Here is a 22608-nt window from a genome sequence, read left to right on the forward strand (position 1 = left end):
TAGAAGAGGAGAACGAGAAATGAAAAAATTTTTAAGTATGTTTTTAATCTTTTTGCTAGCATTTGCTTCATTGCCAAGTATGTTAATAAAAGCGGAATCGAAAAGTGAAAAAAAAGGCACGTTAACAATCCATAAATTTGAACAAGAGCCGCTTAATAATCCAGCTTTAAAAGAAAGTAGCTCTAAAGGAATAGAAATTCCTAAAGATGCGAAGCCTTTAGCAGGAGTTGTGTATCAAATTAAACAAGTTGAATCATTTGGAACAATTTCAAACGATGGGAAAATTGTTAAAGAAGACATCAAACCAGTAAATGGAGTTCCAATTGAAGTTGAAACGAATGCGGATGGGATTGCATTTTTTGGCGATTTACCACTAGGTCGTTACGAAGTGAAAGAAATTTCTGGACCACCACATGTAAATATAGACACAAAAACATACAAAGTTGATATCCCGATGACAAGTGAAGATGGGAAAGTATTAACATATGATGTTAAAATTTATCCGAAAAATGAAACGAAACGTGGTGCAGTAGAATTAACAAAAATTGGTGTGGAAAATAAAGCGTTAAAGGGTGTTCAATTCTCTTTATATAAAGAAGATGGAACAGAGTTAGAAAAAGGTTTGGAGACAGATGGAAATGGTAAAATTCGTGTCGGTAACTTATCGTACGGGAAGTATTACTTTTTAGAAACGAAAGCGCTAGATGGTTATGTGTTGGATCCGAAAAAATATGAATTCTTCATTAAAGAATCTGGTGTAATTAATAAAGATGGTACAGTTACTTCTGGTGAAGTAGTTAAAGTTGATGTGAAAAACTATGAAGAACCAACAATTGATAAGAAGATTAATGGAGATTTAAACAATTTACCAATTAATACGAAGACGGATTATAACTATGATATTAAAACACTAATTCCAGAAGATATTAAGGATTATAAACATTATGTCGTAACAGATGTATTAGATAGTCGATTAGAAATTCAAGATCAACCAGTTGTAAAAATTGATGGTAAAGTAGTAGATGCAAGTGTTGTAGAAGTAGTTGTAGACGGTCAAAAAGTAACGGCTACTGTAAAAGATTTCTCTAAATTAGATAACAAAAAAGAGTTTCATTTGCAAATTAAAGCACAAATTAGAGATGGCGTAGAAACAGGAGTAGAGATTCCGAATACGGCAACAATTACATTTAAAAACAAAGATGATGTAACAGGTGAGAAGGCAACAAAACCAGTTATCGTTACTCCAACGACTGGTGGTATTACATTAACGAAAGTTGATGGGAAGGATGGTAAGAAATTAGAAGGTGCAGAATTTGCGCTGCAAGATACAAAAGGAAATCCAGTAGAAATCGATGGAAAGAAAGTAGTAGGTACATCTGATAAAAATGGTGTAATTACATGGAATAAGCTACCTTACGGTGAGTATCAAGTTGTGGAAACGAAAGCTCCAACTTATGAAAAAGAAGATGGTACAACAGGTAGTTATCAGCAATTAAGAGAGCCAATTCATGTAAAGATTGATGCTGATCATAAAACAGTTACACTTACTGTAGAAAATAATAAGAGTGGATGGATTTTACCTTCAACAGGTGGTATCGGTACAATCTTATTTACTGTAGTAGGTCTTGTATTAATGATAATAGCAGCATTTGTTTTCTTTAGAAAAAAAGCAACAAATAATTAATAAGCGATTTAAACGGTAATGAAAAGAGGAGAGGGAGGCCTTTCCTCTTTTTCGGCATTTTAGCCCGTTATTTGAGGGCTAACAATCAGTGGGATGAACAAAACCTACACTGATTAAAGTTTCACTTTATAGGAGGATATGATGAAACGTAACATTATATTTGGTGCTATTTTTTTATTGGGACTTTGTATTTTCTTATATCCAACAGTTAGTAATTGGTTAGCAACACGAGCTCATTATTCAGCGGTTAGTTCGTATGATAAAAAAGTAAAAGAGTTACAGCAAAAAGAAATTGAACGTAGGGAGAAAGAAGCGAATGAATATAATAAAAATGTCCAGACGACGTCACAGTCATTTTCGGATCCATTTAATGAAAAAGGGGACGACGAGAGTGGACGTTCATATGCAGATGTATTAAATGTAGGTGAGAGTATGGGGTATATTGAAATTCCTACAATTGATGTAAAGCTTCCAATTTATGCTGGCACATCTGAAAATGTTTTGAGCCGAGGAGTAGGACATATTAATGCTTCTTCTTTGCCAGTAGGGGGAGAAAGTACGCATGCTGTTTTAACGGGGCATCGTGGTTTGCCTTCTGCTTTATTATTTACGGACTTGGATAAGGTGAAGAAGGGAGATACTTTTTACATACATTCATTAAATAAAGTGCTTGCTTATAAGGTGGATCAAATAAAAGTTGTATTACCAAATGAAACGAATGATTTATTAGTTGTGAAAAATAAAGATTACGTTACGTTAGTTACATGCACACCTTATGGAGTAAATACACATAGATTGATAGTTCGAGGGGAACGGGTTCCTTTTGAAGTGAAAGAAAAGGAAGCAGTTGTGGCTCAAGTGAATCCATTTGTAGTAGAAAAGTGGATGATTGGAATAGTAATCGTTCTATTATTTTTCATTGGAATGTTTCTTTATTTTAAAGTGAAAAAACGTTAAAGTACGAGTGATGGGAATATTTTTAGAATATAGTTATTATTCACTCGATAAAGAAAGTGTGATATGTTATGGTAAAGATTTGAAAAGATTCCGTAATTTTATAAAGAGGGAATAAGTATGTCTAAAAGAAAAATATTGATAGTAGTATTCTTATTTATCCTTTGTATTGTCGGTTTTCGTTCCATTTGGTTTAAACAATCTCTTTATATAAATCAACCACATGCTGAAGAAGGGATAGTAAATTTATCAGATATAACATTTGGCGAAAAAAATTTAGTTACGTTAAATGGTGAATGGAAATTTTATCCGAATGTTTTACTTACCCCGGATCAAATGAAGGAAAATAATAAAGATTATGAATATATTAATGTTCCGGGGAACTGGAAAGAAAGAGTTGATCGTACTCATCAAAAAGAATATGGCACGTATGCGCTATCTATCAAAGTGAAGAATTCGAATGAAAATTACGGCTTAAAAATACAGCGTGTTCATAATCAGTTCGATTTGTATGTAAATGGAGAACTTGTACAGGAAAGAGGAAGTATTTTTAAACCGAATGATGTACATAAAACTTCACTTACACCAACTGTCATAAAGGTAAAAGCGAATGAACAAGGGGTAATTAATCTTCTTATTCCTGTTACGAAAACGACACAAGAATCGAAACATGGCGGGATTACAGGTGGAGTGCGTTTTGGCAGTGAAAATGCTATTGTACAGGATAGCTTTAACAATCTTATGATGCAAATTATTGCAACGACAATAGTGTTTTTACATGGTATATATGCATTTATCATTTTTGTGATGAAGCCGAAAAATGTTGAGATTCTATATTTTTCACTTGGTAGTATATTTGCAGGTATTATATTTTTAATTACGGATGAACGTTTTTTGTTCTCTTTGTATGAATTTGAATTTTCAACATATATGAAAATTATATATACATCGTTTGTAGGTTTCGCTTTATTTATTTTACTGTATATGAAAAGGTTTTTACGAGGTTATGGGGACAATAAATTTATTTTATTTACCATCGTATTATGTGGAATTTATGTTTTCGTAGTATTGTTTTCTTCACCTAGACTAGTGCAAGATTTTGGATTTATATTATTTTTTACAATTATTATTCCATTCATTTTAACAGCAATTATTGTTTTACGAGTGGTGGAAAGTGGAAAGTATGATTTAATCTTTTTACTTTTTACAGTGATTAGTGCTACTTCTGGAGTATTGTGTGCGAGTTTTAAAGAGTTTGCGTTCATGTATAGCATAGGGTTTGCGAGGATATTTGATGCGGATTTTTATCCATTTGATATTTTTTTAGCAATGGTATCATTTTCGACTTTTTGGTTTATCCGATTCTTTCGCACGAGTGATGAGAATAGTGAACTGGTTGGAAAATTAAAAGAAGAGCATCATAAGAAAGATCAATTTTTAGCAAATACAGCGCACGAACTTAGAAATCCGTTACATGGGATGATGAATATTGCACAAAGTGTAATGGATGAAGAGAAAGCGATAAATGGTGAAAGTAAACAACATCTAAAACTATTAATGACAATAGGAAGGCGTATGTCGTATTTGTTGAACGATTTAATAGATGTTACAAGAATGGAGCAGAAAGGGATACCGATTCATAAGAGACCGGTTGATTTGCAACCAATTATTACAATGGTGATTGATATGCAAAAGTTTATTGGAGAAGAAAAGAAATTACAAATTATCGCGAATATCCCTGAACGGTTTCCATTTGTATTAGCTGACCAAAATCGTCTTATTCAAATTTTATTTAACCTACTTCATAATGCAGTTAAATTTACGGATGAAGGGGCTATTACAATTGATGTTGAAAAACGAAAAAATTACGCGGCTATTCAGGTTACAGATACTGGTATTGGAATTGATAAAGAAGCGCAAAAGCGAATCTTCCTTCCATATGAACAAGGTAGTGATTCATATGGTGAAAGTGGAGGATTTGGACTTGGGCTAAGTATTTGTAAACAATTAGTGGAAATGCACGGGGGAACACTTACTGTTACATCCGTTTTACATAAAGGCTCTACTTTTACATTCACATTACCACTTGCTGAAAGAGAAGAGATGCTAATTGTGTCAAAAGAAACAATTGAAAAAGTAGTGGAATTAAAACAAGTTGAAATGAAGGATAATCGAGTCGGTAATAGAAGGAGAATTCTTGCTGTTGATGATGATCCTATAAATTTAAAAGTATTAAAGAGTATATTACCACAAGATGAATATGAACTTGAAACGGTAACAACCGGAAGAGAGGTTTTGGAGCGGTTAAATATGGAGTGGGATATGATATTAGTAGATGTGATGATGCCGAAAATGTCAGGTTATGAATTAACAAAAATGATTCGTACCCAATACTCTATTGCAGAGTTGCCTATTGTACTGTTAACCGCTAGGTCGCAGCCAGAAGATATTTATACAGGATTTCTTGCTGGGGCGAATGATTACATTGTAAAGCCTATAGATGCACTGGAATTAAAAGTGAGAATTAATGCATTAACAGAGTTAAAGCAATCAATTCATGAGCGAATAAGAATGGAAGGTGCTTGGCTTCAGGCGCAAATTCAGCCGCATTTTCTTTTTAATACACTAAATACGATTGCTGCATTAGGTGAAATTGATATTGTTAGGATGGAGAAATTAATTGTTGAGTTTGGAACGTATTTAAGAGCCAGTTTTGGTGAAGAAGTGTTAGCGGAAACCGTACCTATACAGCATGAATTAGATTTACTTCAATCATACCTTTATATTGAAAGAGAGCGATTTGGAAAGAGAATACAGAGCGTGCTGGAAGTCGAAGATGGAATAGAATGTGTAGTACCACCGTTTTCTATTCAAACATTAGTAGAGAATGCTGTGCGTCATGGTATATTAAAAAAAGCAAAGGGTGGAAGCATTCATATAAAAATAGAGAGTGTGAGTGGATTTATAAACATTTCGATTGCGGATGATGGGATAGGCATGTCAGATGAAAAAATAAAAGAAATATTAGTGAAAAAACCGAATCAAAAACAGGGAATAGGTTTATTGAATACGGATGCACGATTAAAACAGTTATACGGAACTGGATTAGAAATAAAAAGTGAACTTGGAAAAGGAACGATTGTTTCATTCCAGCTTCCTGTTGTTATGGATAAATAAGGTTGTTAAAAAATCCGAAGTGATGAGCGCTTCGGATTTTTTAGTACATTTTTTACTTATTCCCCTCTAACAAAATCTTCTCTATCTCCTCAAAGTGATGAGCGCGAGCATGCTCTAGCGGAGTAACACCATCATTGTCTGGAATATTTACATCTGCACCGTGCTCAATAAGAAGGCGAATGACTTGTTGCTGTGTTTCGTTTCCGTTACTTAGTACGATGGCTTCCATTAAAGCTGTCCATCCCAAGTTATTTACATGATTTACATCAATATTTGTTTGAGTGAGTAGTTCTTTTATAACGTCAATATAGCCATGTTCTGAGGCTGGGATAAGAGCTGTTCCGCCGTAACGATTTGTAATCGTAGGATCTGCACCAGCATCAATTGTTAGTTTTAAAATGTCTAAGTAACCTTCCGCACCGGCGTATAGAAAGGGATTATTTTTCATGTCATCTTGGATATTTACGTCAGCACCAGCTTTGATAAGTGCCTTTGCGGTTTTTACATCATTTTTGTATGTAGCAATCATAAGCGGAGTACGTCCTTGACTATCCGTCGCATTTATATTTGCGCCTTGTTTTAGTAAAGATATAACAGTATTCGTTTCATTTTTTTCAGTAGCTGCTAGTAGTGCAGTCTCCATGTTTATCATCTCCTTTTTTACTTCTTGTTCTTGCGAGCATCCTTGTAAAAAAATTACGCAACATATCATACTGAATGTTTTTTTGAACATGGAATTTCAACCTCCTAATTTCAACTGTAAAATAGGAACATTAAATTTTTATAAACTGACGCTAAAATTACTATAAAATCGCTTGAGTAATTGAACATATATTTTTATGCTTATAAATAATAAGGTTTGATAAAGTGAGGATTTAAGATATGTCTATTAAAACAAGGTTTTTATTTTCTTATATTGCTGTTATCCTCGTTTCCATTACGCTTATATTAGTCACGGGATTTTTAATCGTTTTTTCGATAACAGGTGACTTGGAAGCAGTGAAAAATTTCTATAAAAGTTCTTACATTCAAAAGCCGCTTACACCAGAAGAAGAGAATGCCTATCTTGAGTTGAAGTCAGCAGCCAAACAGCATCAATCTCAATTGTTAGATGAGTCGTTTGTCTCAGCAATAGAAAAAGAGGGTGTGAAAATAGTAGTAAGAAAAGGAGAAACACTTTCATATGCTTCAAACGTATTTGAAAGTGTATCTTTAAAAGAAGCCCTTCCGAAATTTGAATCAGCAAATATTAATAGTCGTGGTACAACGGAACTAGGCGATACATTTTATCGATATGTAAAGTTTGATTTTTATTTTCCTCAGGAAGAAGAGGGAAGTATATTTGTATTAAAAAAGCAAAGTTCATTTGTAGATCTTACACAAAAATTATTTCCAATCTTATTCGTATCGCTTTTACTACTAGCCATTTTACTCATTGGATTATTAAGTTACCTCGTTTCAAGAAGTGTAATAAAACCAATTTTTGTATTGAAAGGCGCAACGGAGAAAATTAAAGAAGGAAATTTAGATTTTCAAATACCAATTACATCCCAAGACGAAATAGGGCAATTAAATCAAGGGTTTGAGGAAATGAGGAAGAGATTAAAAGAATCGATAGAGATGCAAACACAGTATGAAGAAAATCGAAAAGAGCTTATTTCAAACATCTCTCATGACTTAAAAACACCGATTACATCAATTATAGGATATGTAGAAGGAATAAAGGACGGGGTAGCAAATACGCCAGAAAAAATGGATAAGTATTTAACAACTATCCATACGAAGGCAAAACATATGGACACACTCATTGATGAACTATTTTTATTTTCGAAGCTCGATTTGAATCGAGTTCCATTCCAGTTTGAAACAGTTGAATTAAATACGTTTATGCAAGAATTAATAGAAGAGATGCAGATGGATTTAAGTAAAGAAGGTATAGAAGTGCGCCTACAGTTACATGCATCACCACTATATGTAACGGCTGATTGCGAAAAGATCAATAGAGTTATATCAAATTTAATTCATAATAGTGTGAAATACATGGATAAAGAAGAGAAGAAAATTACTGTAACAGTATCGAGTGATAATAATAAAGTTATTGTGAAAGTGATGGACAACGGATCAGGTATAGAATCTGATACATTGCCGTATATCTTTGAACGTTTTTATCGTGCAGAGCAATCGCGGAATTCTAGCACAGGTGGAAGTGGACTTGGTTTAGCAATAGCGAAGCAAATTGTTGAAGAACATGGCGGGGAAATTTGGGCGGAAAGCGAGCTTGGTAAAGGCACAAGCATTTTCTTCTCATTGGAAAAAGTAGAGGAATGTGGTGAGTAAATTGAAAAGAATTTTATTAATAGAAGATGAAGTAAGTATTGCAGAATTACAGCGAGATTATTTAGAAATTAATGATTTCCAAGTTGATGTAGAGCATTCAGGAGAAATAGGTTTACAAACAGCTCTGCAAGAAGACTATGATTTAATTATTTTAGATATTATGCTTCCGAAAATGAACGGATTCGAAATTTGTAAACAAATACGTGCTGTAAAAGATATTCCGATTCTACTTGTTTCAGCAAAAAAAGAAGATATAGATAAAATTCGCGGACTCGGATTAGGAGCGGATGATTATATAACGAAACCGTTTAGCCCGAGTGAATTAGTCGCAAGAGTAAAAGCACATATTGCCCGTTATGAAAGATTATTAGGAAATGTAAGTAAGCAACGTGATACGTTATATATTCACGGAATTTCTATTGATCAACGAGCGAGAAAAGTTTTTATAAACAATGAAGAAGTTGCGTTTACAACGAAGGAATTTGATTTATTAACATTCTTTGTCACACATCCAAACCAAGTATTAAATAAAGAACAGTTATTTGAACGCATTTGGGGATTAGATTCCGCTGGGGATTTAGCCACTGTTGTCGTCCACATTAGAAAGCTACGTGAAAAAATTGAAAGAGATCCTGCTCACCCGCAATATATTGAAACAGTATGGGGAGCTGGTTATCGTTTTAACGTGTAATATACCTGCCGAGTAATTGGCAGGTTTTTTATGTTATTTGTCAAAAGGAAATAATAGGTAATTTGTGTTAAGATATAAAGAGAGATAAAATATAGTAGAGCATGAGAGGGTGTGCTACATTTTGGGAGATACATTACAAGATAATAAATCAAACAAGGTCTTAAGGATTGGAACTAATATTATAATTATTTTATTAATTATTGGTGCAATACAAATGTTTTATGATAAAGATTATACAAATGATCATTTCGGCTGGTTATTTTTAGTATTAGGTTGGATAGTTAGAAGCATTTTTAATATTACGATAGGTTTAAAAGAAGGAGATAAAAAGTCAGTGTTGTTTGATGTAGGTTTGGTGCTCTTTTCCTTTTATCTTTTATTTTTATATAGTACGAAATATTTCTTCTGAAAATTTAGCTCATAGTCTTATAGAGACTGTGAGCTTTCCTTAATAATAACGGTACTGGCGTAACGATTTATAAAATATTTGAGTAGTAGAAGTAAACAGGGTCGCTTCTTCTAAAAAAGGATAATGGTTGCTGTTTTCGAATGGAATGAAGATAGAATTACGTATCCCATCATGTATCTCGATAGAATATTGAACTGGACACTGCACATCATATCTTCCGCATATAATAAGTGTCTTTGTTTGGATGAAAGGTAAATACTCTCTTAAATCAAATGAAGGATATTCATTGGCGAAAGCGTTCATCCGGCTAACGGACATTGTTTTATTGATTGGTTTACAAAAATAAGAGTTGTAGTTTTCTGGTTTATACAATGATAATTTTGTTCTCTCAGTAGATAGTTCTTTTCGTTCTTCACTTGTAAGGTGAGGGCTTTTTAAGTTTTCGATGAGTTTTTGCATATAATGAAACTGTGGATGTGCTGGGTGATAAATGCAAAATGGTGTTTCGGTATAGTTACTTGCTGCAGCTCCTGCTACGACTAATGATTGTAAGGAATTTGGATATGTAATCGCATATAAAAGTCCAAGCATACCACCTGTTGAATGACCGGCGAAATGCCATGTTGGAAGTTGTAATGCTTCTCGTATTGCTTCTAAGTCGTGGATTGTTTCAATCATGCTTAATTCGTTTTCTGACTGGGCGGTTACAGAGCGACCAGTATCTCGTAAATTAATGAGAAATACACGATGCGTAGCAGTAAAAACATCCGCAAAGTAATCACCAGTTTCATTAAATTGTGAATAGTGATGTGTAATACAAAGCGATTCGCCATTTCCTTTTGTAAAGAGTTCAAATGTACCGCGTTTCGTGTTGATTATTTGTTGTGTCCACATAATATCACGACCTTTTCTCATAAAAGTTGGGCCAGACTGTTATAAAATGAAAATATATCAGCGATTATTAGAATATATCGGCGCAACTCGGAATATATCAGCGATTATCAAAATATATCGGCGTAACTCGGAATATATCAGCGATTATTAAAATATATCGACTTATCGACAGAAAACGACAATAATAGCAAGCTTTAAATAAAAGGAGGCTATTCAAAAACGAGCCTCCTTTTCGTTTAGTATAAAGATTTTGTCATATTATTCCGAATAATTTCAAGGGATTTCGCTACAGTTAATGCGTTTTTTTCTTCAATTTCTGGTTTACGGGGGATAGGTTTATACATGTTGTCTGGATCTTCCCATGTGAGGGGAAGTTCTGTTTCTGCTTGTCCTTTCCAAGCTTCAATCCATTCTGGAGGGAGATAACCTGAGATGTTTTGGATGTTGTTCATTTCGAGCCAAATGAGTGCCCAAGCTCTTGGAACGACGCGCCAGTGATCATAGCCACCGCCACCGACAGCGATCCAGCGACCTTCGCAATATTCATTAGCAATTTCACGAGCGAGCTTCGGTATTTCGCGGTAAATATTCATTGTCGCACAAAGATGTGTAAGTGGGTCATAATAATGTGCGTCAGCACCATTTTGCGTTAAAATAATATCCGGTTTAAAGTACGCTGCAACTTCTTTTACAACAGTTCGATATGATTCTAAGAATGATTCATCTTCTGTAAAAGCATCGAGTGGAACGTTAAAAGAATAACTATAACCATTACCTTGTCCACGTTCGTTTACAGCGCCAGTTCCAGGGAATAAATAGCGACCAGTTTCATGCAGTGAAATGGTGCATACGTTAGGGTCATCATAAAACGACCACTGTACGCCATCACCGTGATGAGCATCTGTATCAATATATAAGACGCGTAAACCGTATTTCTTTTGAATATATTTCATTGCTATGGAGCTATCGTTATAAATACAAAAGCCAGATGCTTTACCACGGAAGCCATGATGTAAGCCGCCTCCTAAGTTAAGCGCGTGTTTTACTTTTCCGGAAAGAACAGCATCGACAGCTGTTAACGTACCGCCAACGAGCAATGCGCTTGCTTCGTGCATATTTGGGAACATCGGTGTATCTTCTGTTCCGAGTCCATATGTCATTGCAATTGATTTTTCTAACTTTCCTTCTCCAGCACGTTTTACCGCATTTATGTACTCCTCTGTATGAACGTAGGCGATCTCTTCATCTGTAGCCATCCGTGGTGAGATGATTTGAGAGGGAGAGATGAAACCGCCCTTTTGTAATAAATCATACGTAAGTGTGACGCGCAGTTGGTTAAAAGGATGATCAGGGCTAAATGAATAGCCCCGAAAGTCATCCGAATAAATAAACGCGCTACTCATGCCTGCATCCCCATGATGTTTGGCCATAATACGCGGTAACCTTCTGCTTCAAGTGCATCAATCACTTTTAGAGGATTCATCGTTTGAATGCGGAAAACGAGTACTTTATCATTCTCGTCTTTTGCTGGGTAGACGAGAACGCTCACGATATTTATTTGTAAATCACTAAAAATAGCAACGACTTTTCCAAGAATACCAGGTTCGTTTTTTACTTGAATTTCAATTTGCGAACTTGGTTGATGTGCTCCTGTTAATTTTACTAATGTGTGCAGTACTGTAGATTCAGAAATGATTCCAACTAACTTCCCGGCCTTTGTAACAGGAAGACAGCCAATTTTATTTTCAAAAAATAAAGTAGCAATTTCCTCAACGAAATCGAGAGGATGGCAAGTCATAACAGGATGTTTCATAATAAGTTCGAGCGGTTGCTGTAGCATATCGAGTGAAACTTGTTCATCTAGAATAGACGGACTTGCATCTCTTACATCCCGATCAGAAATAATGCCTACGACGTGATTATTTTGATCGACAATTGGAATGTGCCGAATGCCTTTCGTGCGTATCGTTCGGATTGCTGTTTCGATTGTATCGTTTGGATGTAATGTAACTACATTTTGATTCATAATTTCTTCTACAATCATTCCAGTTGCCCCCTTTATTAATACATAAAACGATTGTGAAAACGTAGACGATCAAAAGCTTGAATAGAATCCGTATCAACGCGTTTACCAATGCGGACCATTAAACAGTTGGCAGGATGTGAACAAATTTCAGGGTCGTCTGTAGCCATCCATTGTAACCCGCCAGCATTCATCATCTTCTCCATTACTTTTCGGTATTCCCACACATTCAATCCTGTTTGTTTCAAATCCCAGTGCCAATAATATTCAGTCGTCAATATAATGTAATCTTCCATATAATCGTCCATCATAGAAACCTCTAGTAAGTTCTTTCCGACAGAACTCCCGCGGAAGGCTGGGACTACTTCAATTGCTCCAAGCTCAATTAAGTTTTCCATTTTTCCTTCTGACCATCGTTCAAGTGGATCAGGATACAAGTATGTAACATATCCAACAATTGTTTGGTCATGTCTAGCAATAATGAGACGAGCTTCTGGTAATTTAGAAATTTCGACAATTGCTTTATATTGTTGCTCGGCAGGACGAAACGCAATTAAGTCTGGATGAAACTCATACATTTCTAAGTTATGTGTAGAGACAGGACCTTCAATAATTAAAGTGCCTTTCGCTGTTTTTAAGTTTCTAGCATTATATATTTTTTTATGAATCAATGTATTGCTCACCACCTTGAGGGTTTGTGAATCTATTAATATCGTACTTTATAATATATGCGATGTGAATCGAAATTTGTCATTAAAAATTTGTCTAAAAATCAACAAATATACTGAAAATTTTAAATAATATCATTATAATAGATAATAGAATACATAGGAGGGGGATGTAAAGTATGAAAGTAGAAACGCTTCCTGTCATTAAAGGAGAAAATAATTTGCCGAATTATGATGAGGCATACGCGAATTTTAACTGGGAAGAGGTTAATAAAAACTTTACTTGGAATGAAACAGGCCGAGTAAATATGGCGTATGAGGCAATTGATAAGCATGCGAAATCCGATCGAAAGAATAAAGTAGCTCTTTATTATCAAGATGGATCGCGAAAAGAGAAATATACATTTAAGGAAATGAAGGATTTTTCTAATAAAGCAGGAAACGTCCTTAAGAACTATGGTGATGTAGAAAAAGGCGATCGCGTTTTTATTTTTATGCCACGTTCTCCAGAGTTATATTTCGCACTTTTAGGTGCAGTGAAATTAGGAGCAATTGTTGGACCGCTATTTGAAGCATTTATGGAAGGCGCAGTTCGCGATCGCTTAGAAGATAGCGAAGCAAAGGTGTTAATTACAACGCCTGAATTGTTAGAGCGCGTACCATTAAATGATTTACCGGCTTTAAAAACAGTTTTCCTTGTTGGAGATAATGTAGAAGAAGGCGGTAAAACGGTAGCGTTCAATCCTTTATTTGAACAAGCTTCAAAAGAATTACATATTGAATGGTTAGGCCGTGAAGACGGTTTGATTTTACATTACACGTCTGGTTCTACTGGTAAGCCAAAAGGTGTGCTTCATGCGCAAAACGCAATGGTTCAGCACTATCAAACGGCGAAGTGGGTGTTAGATTTAAAAGAAGACGATGTATATTGGTGTACTGCTGACCCGGGCTGGGTAACTGGAACAGCTTACGGTATTTTCGCACCGTGGTTAGTTGGAGCGTCAAATGTTATTTTAGGTGGACGCTTTAGTCCAGAAGCTTGGTATGAAGCGCTGCAAGATTACGGTGTAACGGTTTGGTACAGCGCACCAACAGCATTCCGTATGTTAATGGGAGCTGGACAAGACGCAATTAAAAAATATGACTTATCACAAGTGCGCCACGTATTAAGCGTTGGTGAGCCGTTAAATCCAGAAGTAATTCGCTGGGGTATGAATGCATTTGGACTTCGTATTCATGATACGTGGTGGATGACAGAAACAGGTGGACAAGTTATTTGTAACTACCCTTGTATGGAAATCCGTCCAGGCTCAATGGGTAAACCAATTCCAGGTGTGAAAGCAGCGATTGTTGATAATGAAGGAAATGAAGTGCCTCCTTACACGATGGGTAACTTAGCAATTGCGAAAGGTTGGCCATCTATGATGCGTGGGATCTGGAATAACCAGCAAAAATATGAATCTTATTTCATGCCGGGAGATTGGTACGTATCAGGTGACTCTGCCTATATGGATGAAGATGGATACTTCTGGTTCCAAGGGCGTATTGACGATGTAATTATGACGTCAGGTGAGCGCGTTGGTCCGTTTGAAGTAGAAAGTAAATTAATTGAGCACGCTGCTGTTGCAGAAGCTGGTGTAATTGGTATTCCTGATCCGGTGCGCGGCGAAATTATTAAAGCATTTATCGCACTTCGAGCAGGATATGAACCATCTGATGAATTAAAAGAAGAAATTCGTCAATTTGTAAAGAAAGGCCTAGCAGCTCATGCAGCGCCACGACAAATTGAATTTAGAGATAAATTACCGAAAACGAGAAGTGGTAAAATTATGCGCCGCGTATTAAAAGCGTGGGAGTTAAACTTACCAACAGGTGACTTATCAACGATGGAAGATTAAGAGAGAAAGGTCTGAACGAAAAATGTTCAGGCCTTTCTTTTTTATGATATCATGAACTTATATATATAAGTTAAAGGGGATAGTATGATGAAAACAGAAAAGGAAAAGATGATACTAGGAGAAATGTACATACCGGCTGATCCAGTTTTAGTACAAGAAAGAGAGCAAGCACGTATATTAACGAGAAAATTAAATGATACGCCAGAAGAGCAATTGAAAGAGCGTAGCGAAATCGTAAAAGAATTATTCGGAACGACAGGAGATAATATTCATCTTGAATCTTCTTTTAGATGTGATTACGGCTATAACATTCATGTCGGTGAAAATTTTTACGCGAACTTTGACTGTACGATTCTAGACGTATGCCCGGTAACAATCGGAGTGAACTGTATGTTAGCTCCAGGTGTTCACATTTATACAGCAACGCACCCGCTTGATCCGGTAGAGCGCATAAGCGGATCAGAATACGGAAAACCAGTTACAATTGGCGATAACGTATGGATTGGCGGAAGAGCAATTATTAATCCAGGTGTAACAATTGGAGACAATGCGGTGATCGCATCTGGTGCTGTCGTAACGAAAGATGTGCCTAATAATGTAGTAGTTGGCGGGAATCCTGCAAAGATTATAAAAAAACTAAAATAATATTTGAACGAAGTGCCTTCCTCGTCTGTATACATTTATGAAAGAATAGATGAGGGAGGCTTTTTTATGTCTAATAAATTACTTCTTACTTTTGCTGTAATTGGAATTATAGTTGTATTTTCTTGTGGTCTTTTCTTACCGATACCAATTGGATATAGAGTATCAATGCTTACAGCTGGAGTTATAATGGGTGTTATGTTTTCAATCATTATTCCATTTGATAGAAAACATATAGTACGGAAAAATGGATATAAAATTGATTTTACAAAAACAAAAGTGTATTTTCGCTGGAATGTATTTGACACTATTTCTATCTGCCTTGCGTTGTATGCATGCATATGTGTGCAAGCGTTAAATACTTTAGTTACAATGGGATTTACGATTCAAAACCCATATGTGCAATTTTTTACAAATCAATCACAATTGTGGATTTTTATTGCGATTGCATATTTAATTTCCCGTATTTCATTAACGTTAAAAGGAATAAAGGAGATCAAAAATCATGGCGCAGATTGGGATTGAGGAGGAGCTCATGCTTGCGTATCAAAGTGGAGATAAACAAGCGGGAGAAAGACTATATGTTTTAATCAAACCAGCGCTATACACATTTTTATATCGATTTAACCGAGATGAACAATTAAGTATCGATCTTGTGCAAGATACGTTTTTGACGCTAGAGCGTAAGAAACATATGTATGAACTTGAAAAAGGTAAAATAAAAACGTATTTATTTCAAATTGGTTATCGTCTTATGATTAATAAATTAAATAGGAGAAAAAAGTGGCGTACGCTTTTGCCATTTTTAGTGCCGATTCCGGAAAAAGAATTTTCTCACGAAGATCGGCTCACAGTAAGAGAAGCAATTTTGAAAGTTCCAGAAGAGCAAAGAGCGGTCCTAATCCTTTCTTATTATCATGACATGCAGCAAAAAGAAATTGCAGAGATATTAAACATTCCGATTGGAACGGTGAAATCGAGACTTCATAACGGGATAAAGAAATTGAAACAATTGCTGGAGGTGGACGAAATTGAGCGAAAATCCCTTTAAGAGTGAATATAAGTTAAAGCAACATTTAGATAGTGATCATGTAGAAATACCAGACTTTCCAAAAACGGTAAGTCGATTCGATCGATTAATCGGGTTTCTTGGTTCCCCAGCGAAAGATCCTGTGGAGGCGACCATTGGGAATGATTTATCGATTGTGTTTCATGTATCGTTATTAGTTGGGGTTCCAATTCTTTCTCTTATTACGATACTCTTTATGGTGTTGTAAAGGATTGACAAGAAGGGAAACCTGACCTCTATTTGACATGCCTATATAAATGATGGTATAAAGAAAAGTATATGAATAATTGAGCGTGGAAAGGGAGAAGTAGTGATCATTTCCCTGTTTTAGAGAGCTGATGGCCGGTGAAAATCAGCACATAGATGATCGCGAATTACGCCCCTAGAGCATCTTTTTTCGATTGAATTTTATTCAAAAGGGAAAAGACGGTGCTAAGCCGTTATGTAAATAAGGTGGTAGGCTTTTTTGCCTGCAACTAGGGTGGTAACGCGATAATCAAAATCGTCCCTTATTTGAAGGGGCGATTTTTTTATGTTTTCAACCTTCACGCCAGTAATGAACTTAAAGGAGAGTATGTAGGATATGGGTATTTTACAAGATCTTGAATTTCGCGGTCTAATTAATCAGCAAACAGATGCTGAGGGCCTTGAGCAATTATTAGAAAAAGAAAGCGTTAAATTATACTGTGGTTTCGACCCGACAGCGGATAGCTTACACATTGGTCATATGTTACCAGTATTAATGTTACGTCGTTTCCAATTAGCTGGTCACCAACCAATCGCACTTGTTGGCGGTGGTACTGGTATGATCGGTGACCCGAGTGGTAAAAAAGCAGAACGTACATTAAATACGAAAGATACAGTTGCTTACTACACAGAAAGCATTAAAAACCAACTTTCAAACTTCTTAGAGTTTGAAAACGTGGACAACCCAGCAACGATGGCTAACAACTACGACTGGCTTGGTAGCTTAGATGTAATTTCATTCTTACGCGATATCGGTAAAAACTTCGGTTTAAACTATATGTTAGCAAAAGATACAGTAGCATCTCGTTTAGAAACTGGTATTTCATTCACTGAGTTTAGTTACATGATTTTACAATCATACGACTTCTTAAACTTATATCAGCAACATAATTGCCGTCTACAAATCGGTGGTAGTGACCAATGGGGTAACATTACAGCTGGTCTTGAATTAATCCGTAAATCAGAAGAAGATGCGAAAGCATTCGGTTTAACAATTCCACTAGTTACTAAATCTGACGGTACGAAGTTTGGTAAAACCGAAGGCGGCGCAATTTGGTTAGACCCAGAGAAAACAACTCCTTACGAGTTCTACCAATTCTGGATTAACACAGATGACCGCGACGTTGTTAAATACTTAAAATACTTCACATTCTTATCTCATGAAGAAATTCTTGAGCTTGAAAAGCAAGTAGCTGAAGCGCCAGAAAAACGTGCAGCACAAAAAGCATTAGGTTCTGAAATGACAAAACTTGTTCACGGCGAAGAAGCATTAGAGCAAGCGATTAAAATTTCAGCTGCATTATTCAGCGGTTCTGTAGCAGAACTGACTGCAAGCGAAATCGAGCAAGGATTCAAAGACGTACCATCTGTAGAACGTACTGCAGAAGATACAGTATTAATCGACTTACTTGTAGAAAGCAAAATCTCTCCATCAAAACGTCAAGCACGTGAAGATGTAACGAACGGCGCAATCTACGTGAACGGTGAGCGTACACAAGCATTAGACTACGTTGTAACAGAAAACGACCGCATCGAAGGTAAATTCACAATCATTCGCCGCGGTAAGAAGAAATATTTCTTAATTCGTTACTAATAAATAAAAAGCTTTGAGGAATTTCCTCAAAGCTTTTTTGTTTTAATCTCCTTTTCGAGTTCATACGGAAATCACATGTAAGCGGTATGATAAACGTATAACAATTAGAAAGGAGTGGTAAAACGAAATGTCACTAGAAGCGTTGATTATTTTTTCTTTGCTAAACGCGGGTCAACTTGCAGAGAATTCGAAAGTTGATATACATAAAGAGCAGAAAGATGCTTATGTATATGTTCAAAAAGAGGAAAATAAATAACTTTAATATATATAAATAAAAGCTACTCGAAGTAACTGTTTTGGTGTCTTCGGTAGCTTTTTACATTATGAATAAATAGGAATCAATTCTCGCTTAAAATCTTCGTACATTTCAAAGGCAATTTTCATGATTTCTTTGAGTTCATCGTAACTGTGGAAGCATGGACGAAGTATTTTTTCTGTATCATTTGATAATATTGCTACAAACATAGCCCATGGATCTCCAGCTCTTATTGCACCATTATGTCGTGCAGACCAAATAAACTCAACAAGGCCATGTTTTAAACTAATATTAAATCTAAAAGTATAGATGTTTTTATTCTTGACCTCACCAACAATAAAAAAGTTTTCTTTTTTCATAAAACGAGCTTTATAGCCAAGAGACTCAAATACTGCAATTACTTTTTCGTTTTCATAGTTTTCAAATGTGTTTTCTCTATCTGGAAATTGTTTTGATAATGCTTTATATCTCTGAATAAAATCAATTTTTGTAAGGCTGGCTTGTATTTCAGGTTGTAATGAATACGCCAAAAATTACTCCTCCCTAATTTTTTATATTAGATCAAATAAAGCAGTATACATTTTAGATACATGAAGAAATCCGCCTTTTGTGAGTCGGATTTTTCTTAGTTTAATTCTATTAAAATATTATGATTGTTAATTGGAATGTAGTTATTTTTAGCAAGATTTTGCAGTTAGCTATTTAAAAGTGTAAGTATATCTCCTTTAAATATAGCAGCTATTTCCGCTTCCTCTAATGAATCTCCCCATCTAAAAACTATATCATCTTTTGGGCAGAGATGAATGGAAAGGTTAAAATAATCTATTTCATCTTTCCATTTGTTATATTCATTAAATGCTTTTTGAAGATTTTTCTAACATTTTCTTCCGCAATTATATCATTATTTTTACTTGCAATGATTGTAAATCTTTTAGGATTACTAGAAACTATTTCAATGGCATCTGGAAGTTTCTCAAGACAAAACTCTGCAATACTTGAGTAGAAAGTTGTTCCTCCAACTTTCATTTCAACTTCTGGCCCCTTATTAAATCCCTCAAGTTTCCATTTGGTTTGAAGAGCTTTCCATACCTTTTGGTATTTTTCAATTTTAGAGTTTTTGTCTTTGATTTCAATAGCTGCAAGCAAGTAGAATTTGTAGACATTAGTCAAATCATGTTTCATAAATACTTGCTTGATTTCAGTGCCACATACTTCTTTGAATTGTTTTTTTTCATCTGAGCTAAATAACATGGAGCCATTAACACTGAATAAACTTGAATTTGGTAAATTACCGACTCTTTTGATTGCTTCATCCTTACTAAACCATTTGTAGTATGAGAATGCATCTTCTTCTACTTCATTCCAACACTTCATTTTACCACCTCAATTTTAATAGTCATAATGATTCCCATGTACATCATTGAAATGTGATCCTCTATTTTGAGATGGATCATCTGGATAAGTATGACCGTCTGAATGCTCTCTTATAATCTTACCATCTTTGAAATGATAGTCTCTTCCAGGAATAGGGTTCCCTCTTTTATCTACAGCTGGTGTCACCTTAGTTGGCTGTTCATTAACAGGAATACCGCTTGCTCTCTTAGCTCCTTTAGGAGTAAAATTTGGCGGTCTTTGTCCTTTTTCTGTTTTTACATAGTCTTTGTAGTATCCTAGTTATAATATTTTCACCAGTAAAATCAAATATTCCTTTTCCATGGTATTTGATTCGAAACAAAGGAAAAGCTAGCGTAAACGTTAGTTTAAATATTAATCAGGTGTTCTTCTTTGTGTGATTTTTATCTCTATCGCCATGCAATCGTTGTATCTTCAATGTGGATTGCTGGAATGTCGATTCCTAAATATTTCCCTTCGTTTTCATCGAAAACGGACCAATTTTCATCATCTAGAAATTCAGGATCAATAGTTTCAAAGTCAAAAGTACTGTCTTCGTCTACCATTTCACGAAAATATTCTTGATAGGGTTTACTATTATCATTTAAATGTATTGTTCCATACATCCATGGTGTTTCTACAAAAATGTCTCTGATTTCACCTATTTCAGTATCTTTAAAGTATAATTTCATATTTGCACCTTCTTATTCATGAATTTTGAAATAGTCTTTTTGTATTTCGTCTTTTATCAAATACTCATTATCTCTTTTTGTCCACTTTAGAGCGAGTTTTTTCCAATGAGGTGTTGTGTTAGTCTATCTTGCGCAATTAAACGTTAGAAATCGAATAGAACGGTATAAATTTTAGTTAAATGAAGAAATCCGGCTCTTGTGAGTCGGATTTTCTTTTTTTATATTTAAAATAATATTGTTTTTCTTTAATATAAAATTATGAATAGATAGGAATTAATTCTTGTGGCTCCACTTTTACTATTCATGTTAAAAGTCTAAATCTTTTTCATTACCATCATAATCTACTAGTAATGATCCTTCGTCTAAGGTATCCATTAACCATTCCACCAAACCATTCCATGATCTAGAAACGCTGTGAGTCTCCCTATCCCATTGTATTACCGTTGCATCGTATCCATTGCTTGATTCTAAGTCTATACATATCGAGTCACCATGGTTTAAATCTGCGATGATTAAATACGTGTCTGGCATCTTTGTCGGTCTTCGTTCTTTTTTAAACGAATCATTTAGATAAGAGCCACCACGCTGTTTTGGGACCTGAGCAGCTGTATAAATTTCTGACAGGACTGTTCCAGGTATAAATAATTCTCCACCATTACACACTTGGAGAAAATCTTTATATATATCAGGAATTTGAATGTTAAGTTCATTTTGAAGGCTTGTTATATCTTCTAAGTTAATTCCATTGTTTAGGGTGTGAATGCCATCTACATATTTATTAACTTCCTCAAAAAATGGTTGTAAATGATTGTTTTTTGAATAATATTTTCTTAGCATAAAACCATCTCCCTTTATTCATGTTTCCAAGGCACAACATCTCAAATCTAGATACATAAAGAAATCCGGCTCTTGTGAGTCGGATTTTCTTTTTATATATATAAGATAAGATTGCCTTTCTTATATATAAAATTATGAATAGATAGGAATTAATTCTTGTTTAAAATCTTCATACATACCTAAAGCAATTTTTAAAATTTTTTCTAAGCTGTCATAATCGCTAAATAGTACGGGCTTAATTCTAGTATCTGGAGAAATTAAAAGTCTTGAATATAGACTCCATGGACTACCTAATCTTAGTTCATCATTATGATAAACTACCCAAGTAAAATCCAGAACGTTTACTTTAATACCAATATGAAAATAAAATAAATTTTCTTTTTTATCACCTAGTTCTCCAACTTTTAAAAAGTTTTCTTTTTTATCATAAACTGATTTATAACCTAGCTTTTCAAGTATTTGTTGAATTTCTTCAATATTGGGATTAGGAATGATTTCTTCGGCATCATAATTTTCTCTCGAAAAAGAAGAAAGTTCTGTGTATCTATTAACAAAGTCAATTTTTTTTAGTGCTGTTTCTATTTCAGGTTTTAATTTTAAGTTCATAATTAATTCTCCTAAAACCTTAAGTCTGTCCTTGTTTTTTAGTCATTACTTCATGTATTTTTAAGGTGAAATTATGAATAAATAGGAATTAATTCTCGCTTGAAATCTTCGTACATTTCAAAGGCAATTTTCATGATTTCTTTGAGTTCATCGTAACTGTGGAAGCATACTGCCGGCAATCTTTCAGAACCATTGGATAATACTTTTACAAACATATCCCATGAATTCCCAACTCTAACTTCACCATTATACCTTGCAGACCAAATGAACTCAACAAGCCCATATTTTAAGCTGATATTGAATCTGAAAGTATAGAAATCCTTGTTCTTTACTTCACCAACAATAAAAAAGTTTTCCTTTTTCATAAAACGAGCTTTATAACCAAGGGATTCAAATATTTCAATAGCTTTTTCGTTTTCATAGTTTTCAAACGAACTTTCACTATTTGATGAAAAATTTTCAGATAGCTCTCTATATCTCGTTAAAAAATCAATTTTCTCAAATACTTCTTGTATTTCAGGTTTCAATGCATATGCCAT

Annotated in this window: 25 protein-coding genes and 1 other annotated feature; of the genes, 13 read left to right on the forward strand and 12 right to left on the reverse strand. The window is 34.8% G+C overall.

Annotated features, from left to right (window positions below):
• Positions 1-19 precede the first annotated feature (19 nt).
• The 3 genes from AB6801_RS07075 to AB6801_RS07085 all read left to right on the forward strand — a co-directional run bounded on the left by AB6801_RS07075 (position 20) and on the right by AB6801_RS07085 (position 5815).
• Entirely contained in the window at positions 20-1684 is a 1665-nt protein-coding gene (locus AB6801_RS07075) for a SpaH/EbpB family LPXTG-anchored major pilin (RefSeq protein WP_098340783.1), read from the forward strand.
• A 141-nt stretch (positions 1685-1825) separates the two neighbouring features.
• Positions 1826-2641 (forward strand): class C sortase, encoded by an 816-nt coding sequence (locus AB6801_RS07080; RefSeq protein ID WP_370941047.1) that lies wholly within the window; start codon positions 1826-1828, stop codon positions 2639-2641.
• 117 nt (positions 2642-2758) lie between these two features.
• Positions 2759-5815 (forward strand): hybrid sensor histidine kinase/response regulator, encoded by a 3057-nt coding sequence (locus tag AB6801_RS07085; protein WP_000044276.1) that lies wholly within the window; start codon positions 2759-2761, stop codon positions 5813-5815.
• A 52-nt stretch (positions 5816-5867) separates the two neighbouring features.
• Here the strand turns inward: AB6801_RS07085 and AB6801_RS07090 are convergent, their stop codons facing one another.
• The gene (locus AB6801_RS07090) at positions 5868-6548 is read right to left on the reverse strand and encodes an ankyrin repeat domain-containing protein (protein ID WP_098203078.1); all 681 of its coding nucleotides are present in this window, start codon (positions 6546-6548) and stop codon (positions 5868-5870) included.
• Between the two features lie 149 nt (positions 6549-6697).
• On the opposite strand from AB6801_RS07090, the gene AB6801_RS07095 reads away from it, so the two are divergent.
• The 3 genes from AB6801_RS07095 to AB6801_RS07105 all read left to right on the forward strand — a co-directional run bounded on the left by AB6801_RS07095 (position 6698) and on the right by AB6801_RS07105 (position 9252).
• Positions 6698-8152, forward strand: a complete 1455-nt coding sequence (locus AB6801_RS07095) for a sensor histidine kinase (RefSeq protein WP_000023890.1) — start codon at positions 6698-6700, stop codon at positions 8150-8152.
• Position 8153: 1 nt separating this feature from the next.
• Positions 8154-8843 carry a response regulator transcription factor gene (locus AB6801_RS07100; protein ID WP_001986686.1) on the forward strand — a complete coding sequence of 230 codons (690 nt, stop codon included), beginning with the start codon at positions 8154-8156 and terminating at the stop codon, positions 8841-8843.
• A gap of 121 nt (positions 8844-8964) precedes the next feature.
• Complete coding sequence (locus tag AB6801_RS07105) at positions 8965-9252, forward strand: hypothetical protein (RefSeq protein WP_000502934.1); 288 nt, start codon at positions 8965-8967, stop codon at positions 9250-9252.
• 39 nt (positions 9253-9291) lie between these two features.
• On the opposite strand, the gene AB6801_RS07110 is transcribed toward AB6801_RS07105, so the two are convergent.
• The 4 genes from AB6801_RS07110 to acuA all read right to left on the reverse strand — a co-directional run bounded on the left by AB6801_RS07110 (position 9292) and on the right by acuA (position 12840).
• The gene (locus tag AB6801_RS07110) at positions 9292-10167 is read right to left on the reverse strand and encodes an alpha/beta fold hydrolase (RefSeq protein WP_135238130.1); all 876 of its coding nucleotides are present in this window, start codon (positions 10165-10167) and stop codon (positions 9292-9294) included.
• 215 nt (positions 10168-10382) lie between these two features.
• Positions 10383-11549: an acetoin utilization protein AcuC gene (gene acuC, locus AB6801_RS07115; RefSeq protein WP_000092824.1), complete on the reverse strand. Its 1167-nt coding sequence runs from the start codon at positions 11547-11549 to the stop codon at positions 10383-10385.
• Positions 11546-12190 (reverse strand): acetoin utilization AcuB family protein, encoded by a 645-nt coding sequence (locus AB6801_RS07120; RefSeq protein ID WP_000634583.1) that lies wholly within the window; start codon positions 12188-12190, stop codon positions 11546-11548. Before AB6801_RS07120 ends, acuC begins: the two co-directional genes overlap by 4 nt.
• 17 nt (positions 12191-12207) lie before the next feature.
• A complete protein-coding gene (gene acuA / locus AB6801_RS07125; protein WP_000581388.1) occupies positions 12208-12840 on the reverse strand; it encodes an acetoin utilization protein acetyltransferase AcuA in 633 nt (210 codons plus the stop codon).
• Between the two features lie 176 nt (positions 12841-13016).
• On the opposite strand from acuA, the gene acsA reads away from it, so the two are divergent.
• The 7 genes from acsA to AB6801_RS07160 all read left to right on the forward strand — a co-directional run bounded on the left by acsA (position 13017) and on the right by AB6801_RS07160 (position 18542).
• Entirely contained in the window at positions 13017-14735 is a 1719-nt protein-coding gene (gene acsA / locus AB6801_RS07130) for an acetate--CoA ligase (protein ID WP_000862049.1), read from the forward strand.
• An 84-nt stretch (positions 14736-14819) separates the two neighbouring features.
• Positions 14820-15380, forward strand: a complete 561-nt coding sequence (locus AB6801_RS07135) for a maltose acetyltransferase domain-containing protein (RefSeq protein ID WP_002026426.1) — start codon at positions 14820-14822, stop codon at positions 15378-15380.
• 66 nt (positions 15381-15446) lie between these two features.
• Positions 15447-15902, forward strand: a complete 456-nt coding sequence (locus AB6801_RS07140; RefSeq protein ID WP_000066457.1) for a hypothetical protein — start codon at positions 15447-15449, stop codon at positions 15900-15902.
• Positions 15883-16428, forward strand: coding sequence for an RNA polymerase sigma factor (locus tag AB6801_RS07145; RefSeq protein WP_000057201.1), 546 nt, complete (start codon positions 15883-15885; stop codon positions 16426-16428). The genes AB6801_RS07140 and AB6801_RS07145 overlap by 20 nt, the downstream gene beginning before the upstream one ends.
• Positions 16409-16654 carry a hypothetical protein gene (locus AB6801_RS07150; RefSeq protein ID WP_001293778.1) on the forward strand — a complete coding sequence of 82 codons (246 nt, stop codon included), beginning with the start codon at positions 16409-16411 and terminating at the stop codon, positions 16652-16654. The genes AB6801_RS07145 and AB6801_RS07150 overlap by 20 nt, the downstream gene beginning before the upstream one ends.
• A 77-nt stretch (positions 16655-16731) precedes the next feature.
• Positions 16732-16959: a binding site (T-box leader), on the forward strand.
• Positions 16960-17029: 70 nt separating this feature from the next.
• A complete protein-coding gene (gene tyrS, locus AB6801_RS07155) occupies positions 17030-18286 on the forward strand; it encodes a tyrosine--tRNA ligase (RefSeq protein ID WP_000512092.1) in 1257 nt (418 codons plus the stop codon).
• A gap of 127 nt (positions 18287-18413) precedes the next feature.
• Positions 18414-18542: a hypothetical protein gene (locus tag AB6801_RS07160; RefSeq protein WP_000050940.1), complete on the forward strand. Its 129-nt coding sequence runs from the start codon at positions 18414-18416 to the stop codon at positions 18540-18542.
• Positions 18543-18607: 65 nt separating this feature from the next.
• Here AB6801_RS07160 and AB6801_RS07165 read toward each other — a convergent pair whose 3' ends face one another.
• From AB6801_RS07165 to AB6801_RS07195, 7 genes are all read right to left on the reverse strand, one after another.
• Entirely contained in the window at positions 18608-19072 is a 465-nt protein-coding gene (locus AB6801_RS07165; protein ID WP_097999535.1) for a hypothetical protein, read from the reverse strand.
• Between the two features lie 292 nt (positions 19073-19364).
• Positions 19365-19916: a hypothetical protein gene (locus tag AB6801_RS07170; protein ID WP_240520949.1), complete on the reverse strand. Its 552-nt coding sequence runs from the start codon at positions 19914-19916 to the stop codon at positions 19365-19367.
• A gap of 15 nt (positions 19917-19931) precedes the next feature.
• Entirely contained in the window at positions 19932-20102 is a 171-nt protein-coding gene (locus tag AB6801_RS07175) for an HNH/endonuclease VII fold putative polymorphic toxin (protein ID WP_227593279.1), read from the reverse strand.
• 242 nt (positions 20103-20344) lie between these two features.
• On the reverse strand, positions 20345-20626 hold the full coding sequence (locus AB6801_RS07180) for a hypothetical protein (protein WP_097999534.1): 282 nt from the start codon (positions 20624-20626) through the stop codon (positions 20345-20347).
• Positions 20627-20932: 306 nt separating this feature from the next.
• Positions 20933-21463, reverse strand: a complete 531-nt coding sequence (locus AB6801_RS07185) for an SMI1/KNR4 family protein (RefSeq protein ID WP_097999533.1) — start codon at positions 21461-21463, stop codon at positions 20933-20935.
• Positions 21464-21595: 132 nt separating this feature from the next.
• Positions 21596-22069, reverse strand: a complete 474-nt coding sequence (locus AB6801_RS07190; protein WP_069605070.1) for a hypothetical protein — start codon at positions 22067-22069, stop codon at positions 21596-21598.
• A gap of 71 nt (positions 22070-22140) precedes the next feature.
• The gene (locus tag AB6801_RS07195; protein ID WP_000312675.1) at positions 22141-22608 is read right to left on the reverse strand and encodes a hypothetical protein; all 468 of its coding nucleotides are present in this window, start codon (positions 22606-22608) and stop codon (positions 22141-22143) included.

Source organism: Bacillus sp. RCC_6_1 (assembly GCF_041360755.1).
GTDB lineage: Bacteria > Bacillota > Bacilli > Bacillales > Bacillaceae_G > Bacillus_A > Bacillus_A cereus.